The organism is Stenotrophomonas sp. 05L44_2, from assembly GCF_056665995.1.
In genome coordinates this window covers 1-5,487 of sequence record NZ_JBFTNR010000224.1, presented here as the reverse complement: position 1 = coordinate 5,487, position 5,487 = coordinate 1, and the positions used below count along the sequence as shown (strand labels likewise).

5 protein-coding genes are annotated in these 5,487 nt (G+C 66.8%); 4 read left to right on the top strand and 1 reads right to left on the bottom strand.

All coding sequences use genetic code 11. The features are described 5' to 3' along the window. The 3 genes from AC1VAN_RS09680 to AC1VAN_RS09670 form a co-directional block, all read left to right on the top strand. On the top strand, positions 1-227 hold a 227-nt coding region (locus tag AC1VAN_RS09680), incomplete at its 5' end, for an RtcB family protein (protein ID WP_480985711.1). 81 nt (positions 228-308) lie between these two features. Continuing rightward, positions 309-1,325: an RNA 3'-terminal phosphate cyclase gene (rtcA, locus tag AC1VAN_RS09675; RefSeq protein ID WP_025878045.1), complete on the top strand. Its 1,017-nt coding sequence runs from the start codon at positions 309-311 to the stop codon at positions 1,323-1,325. A gap of 192 nt (positions 1,326-1,517) precedes the next feature. After that, on the top strand, positions 1,518-1,964 hold the full coding sequence (locus AC1VAN_RS09670; RefSeq protein WP_025878044.1) for a universal stress protein: 447 nt from the start codon (positions 1,518-1,520) through the stop codon (positions 1,962-1,964). Positions 1,965-2,218: 254 nt separating this feature from the next. Here the strand turns inward: AC1VAN_RS09670 and AC1VAN_RS09665 are convergent, their stop codons facing one another. Then, entirely contained in the window at positions 2,219-2,503 is a 285-nt protein-coding gene (locus tag AC1VAN_RS09665) for a DUF2782 domain-containing protein (protein ID WP_025878043.1), read from the bottom strand. Between the two features lie 97 nt (positions 2,504-2,600). Here AC1VAN_RS09665 and polA point away from each other — a divergent pair, with 97 nt between their 5' ends. Beyond that, complete coding sequence (polA, locus tag AC1VAN_RS09660) at positions 2,601-5,375, top strand: DNA polymerase I (RefSeq protein WP_480985710.1); 2,775 nt, start codon at positions 2,601-2,603, stop codon at positions 5,373-5,375. Positions 5,376-5,487: the final 112 nt, after the last annotated feature.

Sequence of the window (5,487 nt, the reverse complement as noted above, 5' to 3'; positions counted from 1 at the left end):
GCTGCAGCCACGGTGCCGGCCGCGTGATGAGCCGTACCCAGGCACGCAAGCTGATCACGGTGGATGACCACGCCAAGGCCACCGCGCACGTGGAGTGCCGCAAGGATGCGGAGGTGGTGGATGAATCGCCGGCGGCCTACAAGCCGATCGAGGCGGTGATGGAGGCCCAGCGCGATCTGGTCGAGATCGTGCACACGCTGCGCCAGGTGGTGTGCGTGAAGGGATGAGGCAACCCGTGCGCGGCGTACACTGCGCCGCGCACGGCAGCAAGGCCCGGCATCGAACAACGGGCACGGAGGAACAGACAGATGGACATGATTGAACTGGATGGCGGGCACGGAGGCGGACAGCTGCTGCGCTCGGCACTGACCCTGAGCCTGTGCACCGGCACCGGCTTCACGCTGCACAACATCCGCGCGATCCGGCGCAAGCCGGGGTTGATGCGCCAGCACCTGACCGCGGTGAACGCTGCGGCGCGGGTCGGCAACGCCTGTGTGCACGGTGCAGAACTTGGCGCTACCTCGCTGCGTTTCGAGCCGGGGCGGGTGAGCGCCGGCACCTACCACTTCGCGACCGGCAGCGCCGGCTCGGCCACGCTGGTGCTGCAGACCGTGCTGCCCGCGCTGTGGCGCGCGCAGGGGCCGTCGCAGCTGCGCCTGGAAGGCGGTACCCACAATCCGCTGGCACCCAGCGCGGATTTCATCGCGCAAAGCTATCTGCCGGCGCTGGGCCGGATGGGCGTGCAGGCGTCGATGCAGCTGCTGCAGCACGGCTTCCATCCAGCCGGTGGCGGCGTGATGGAGGTGCAGGTGCAGCCGTGCGCGGCGTTGCAGCCGCCGTCGTTGGAGGTGCGTGCACCGTTGCAGGCGATCGAGGCACAGGTGCTGATGTCCGGCCTCTCCAGCGGCATCGGCCTGCGCGAACTGCAGGTACTGGCCGAGACGCTGGGCGTGGACCCGCACCCGCGCAACGTGCAGTCGATACGGCCGGCGCTGGGACCGGGCAACGTCGCCCTGGTGCGCGTGCGTCATGGTGATCACGTGGAGGTGTTCAGCGGCCACGGCGAGCGCAGTGTCTCCGCCGAGCAGGTCGGGGCGCGCCTGGCCGGGCAGGTCAAGCAGTACCTGGACGGGACCGGTGCTGTTGGCGAGTACCTGTCCGACCAGTTGCTGCTGCCGATGGCGCTGGCGGGCGGCGGTGCGTTCACCACCCACGTGCTGAGCGATCACCTGGTCAGCAATGCGCGGTTGATCGAGAAGTTCCTGCCGGTGGAATTCGATTGGCAGCCGCACGACGGTGGCTGGCGGGTGACGGTGCAGGCCTGAGTGCCCGCCGGGCGTGGCCCGGCGCTACCGGAGCATTCCAGTTGCCTGTCGATCCTGGGCGCGTCGGCCGATCATGCCGCGCTGCGCAGGCATCGCTGCGCGCTGCCGGATTGATCCTGCGCAAGGCACGATCTCCACACAGGCTGTGTAATGGTGTCGTTCCCACTGGCTGGATCACCGCGGAGCCCCACCATGTACAAGCGCATCCTGATCGCCACCGATGGCTCGGAGCTGGCCGACAAGGGCCTGGCCAAGGGCCTGGAGCTGGCCAAGGACCTCAACGCCGAGGTCGACATCGTCACCGTCTCCGAGCCTTGGGCCGTCGGCATGTACGACGCCATGGGCTGGAGCGTGGGCTACATGAACAGCCCGGAGTACAAGGCCGACCGCGAGGAAGGCGCGCAGAAGGTGCTGCAGCCGGCCCTGGCCAAGGCGGCCGAGCAGGGCATCACCGCCAATCCGGTGCATGTGCTGGACCGCTACGCGGCCGACGGCATCATCGAGACGGCGGGCCAGCGCAACAGCGACCTGATCGTAATGACCTCGCACGGCCGCCGCGGCGTCACCCGCGTGCTGCTGGGCAGCCAGACCGCCGAGGTGCTGGCGCGCAGTACGCTGCCGGTGCTGGTCATCCGCTGATACGGAAGCGTTCCCGGGGAGGGGACCCGACGCCGGCCGCAGGATGCGCGCCGGCGTTGTTTTTCGACAATTGATCGAAGAGCATCCACGCATGGCGTGGATCTACTCCAGTTCACCGTCAAAGGTCCACGCCATGCGTGGATGGGGCCACCGCAATGCCCAGTAGATCCACGCCATGCGTGGATAGGGCCGTGCCGATCGCCTTGATGGGGTCAGAGCCCTTTCCCGTGGAAAGGGATCCGACCCCGGCCACATCACCAGCTGTACAGCTTCCAGTACACCGGCGACACGCCATCCTTGTCATTGTCGAAGCGGCCATCGCCGTTCTTGTCATACATGTAGAACGGGGCGCCGCGTGCCGGCGTCACCTTGACCATGCGCAACTGGCCGGACACCCGGTATTCCTCGATGGTGTCGCCGTTGTCCATCGTGCGCTTGGAAACATCGGCGCCCTTGACGTCCACCGGGGGAGCGCCCGCGCCGCCCATGCTGGCGCAGCCAGCAAGCAGGAGCAGGGAAGCCAGCATCAGGGTCTTCATCGGCGGGGCCTTTGCCTGGAAAGAGCCTTGATTATGCCCCAACGCCGCGTCGCTGCCGTGTCGCCGCGATGCAGGAACAGGCGCGTAGAATCGACACATGAGCAGATTAGTCCTGATCGACGGGTCCAGTTACCTGTACCGCGCGTTCCACGCGCTGCCGCCCCTGTCCAATGCACAGGGTGAGCCCACCGGCGCGCTGTTCGGCGTGGTCAACATGCTGCGCTCGACGCTGAAGGAGCGCCCGGCCTACGTCGCCTTCGTCGTCGATGCCCCCGGCAAGACCTTCCGCGATGACCTGTACGACCAATACAAGGCCAATCGCCCGCCGATGCCCGATGAACTGCGCAGCCAGGTCGAGCCGATGTGYCGCATCGTCGAAGCGCTGGGCATCAGCATCCTGCGCATCGACGGCGTGGAGGCCGACGATGTGATCGGCACCCTGGCCCTGCAGGGCGTGGCACAGGACCTGAAGGTCACCATCTCGACCGGCGACAAGGATTTCGCGCAGCTGGTCCGGCCGGGCATCGAACTGGTCAACACCATGACCGGCAGCCGCATGGATTCGGACGCGGCGGTGATGGACAAGTTCGGCGTGCGCGCCGACCAGATCGTCGACCTGCTGGCGCTGATGGGCGATACCGTGGACAACGTGCCGGGCGTGGAGAAGTGCGGGCCGAAGACGGCCGCCAAGTGGCTGGCCGAATACCAGCATCTGGACGGGGTGATGGCAGCGGCGCCGACCATGAAGGGCAAGATCGGCGAAAACCTGCGCGCCGCGCTGGAGCGCCTGCCGCTGAACAAGGAGCTGGTGACCATCCGCACCGACGTCGCGCTGGACGCCAGCCCGACCACGCTGGCCCTGCGCGATCCGGATGTGCCCACCCTGGGCGAGCTGTACCTGCGTTACGGCTTCACCCAGGCATTGAAGGAGCTGGGCGGGCCGGTACCGGCGCCTGCAGTGGCCAACGACGCGACGCCGAGCCTGCGTGGCACCGCAGCCGGCTTTGCCCGTGGCAGCGCCGAAGCGCCGCCCGTCGGCGAGCTCGATCCGGCGCTGTCGGCGCCCGGCGAGTACGAGACCGTGCTGACCACCGAGCAGCTGCAGGCCTGGGTTGCGCGCGTGCAGCAGGCTGACCTGATCAGCTTCGACACCGAGACCGACGCACTGGATGCGATGCGTGCGCGCCTGGTCGGCATCAGCCTGGCGGTGGAGCCGGGCAAGGCCGCCTACATCCCGGTCGGCCACGATTATCCCGGCGCGCCGGCACAGTTGCCGCTGGCACAGGTGCTCGATGCGCTGCGGCCGGTGCTGCAGGACCCGGCGAAGAAGAAGCTGGGCCAGCATGGCAAGTACGACCTGCACGTGCTGCGCCGCCATGGCGTGGACGTGCAGGGCTACCACGACGACACCATGCTTGAGAGCTTCGTGCTCAATTCCACCGCCACCCGCCACGACATGGATTCGCTGGCCCTGCGTTACCTAGGCTACAACACCATCAAGTTCGAGGACGTGGCAGGCAAGGGCGCCAAGCAGATTTCGTTCTCGCAGGTGGGCATCGACGAGGCCGGCCGCTACGCCGCCGAAGACGCCGACATCACCCTGCGCCTGCACCACGCGCTGCAGCCGCAGCTGCTGGCCGAACCGACCCTGGACAGCGTGTACCGCAGCATCGAGATGCCGCTGGTGCCGGTGCTGGCCAGCATCGAAGCCAATGGCGTGCGGATCGACACCGACGAACTGCGCCGGCAGAGCCAGGACCTGTCCTCGCGCATGCTGGCCGCGCAGCAGAAGGCCACCGAACTGGCCGGGCGCAGCTTCAACCTGGATTCGCCCAAGCAGCTGCAGGCGGTGCTGTTCGACGAACTGAAGCTGCCGGCGGTGGTGAAGACCCCCAAGGGCCAGCCCAGCACCAATGAAGAGGCGCTGGAGGCGATTGCCGAGCAGCACGAGCTGCCCCGGGTGATCCTTGAGTACCGTGGCCTGGCCAAACTGCGCAGCACCTATACCGACAAGCTGCCGGAGATGGTCAACTCCGAAACCGGCCGGGTGCACACCAGCTACCACCAGTCCGGCGCCGCCACCGGCCGCCTGTCCTCGTCCGATCCGAACCTGCAGAACATCCCGATCCGCACCGAGGATGGCCGCCGCATCCGCCGTGCGTTCATCGCCCCGGAAGGCTTCCAGCTGCTGGCGGCCGACTATTCGCAGATCGAGCTGCGGATCATGGCGCATCTGTCCGGAGACCCGGGCCTGGTGCGGGCCTTCGAGCAGGGCGCCGACGTGCATCGCGCCACCGCCGCCGAGGTGTTCGGCCGCACCCTGGAAGAAGTGACCAGCAACGAGCGTCGCGCGGCCAAGGCGATCAACTTCGGCCTGATGTACGGCATGAGTGCGTTCGGACTGGCCCGCAACCTCGGCATCGACCGTGGCCAGGCGCAGGACTACGTGGCGCTGTACTTCAGCCGCTATCCGGGCGTGCGTGACTTCATGGAGCGCATGCGCGAGCAGGCCCGCGAGCAGGGCTACGTGGAGACCCTGTTCGGTCGCCGGCTGTACCTGAACGACATTCATGCACGTAACCAGGGCCTGCGTGCTGGCGCTGAACGTGCGGCGATCAATGCACCGATGCAGGGCACCGCCGCCGACATCATCAAGCGCGCCATGGTCGATGTGGACAAATGGCTGCGTGACAGCGGCGCACCGGCGCGGATGATCMTGCAGGTGCACGATGAACTGGTGTTCGAAGCCGAGGCCGGTTTCATCGAAGAACTGCGTAGCAATGTCGTGCAGCGCATGTCGCAAGCGGCACAATTGCGGGTGCCGTTGGTGGTCGATACCGGTACTGGCAGCAATTGGGATGAGGCGCACTGAGTCGCATTCAGGCCGAAAACGCCGTGAATTCGTTCATTTGCATGATATTTCTGACTCAAACATGAATGTTTCCCTGATGGGTGTTTATTAAATTGGGCCCCTTCACGAACCG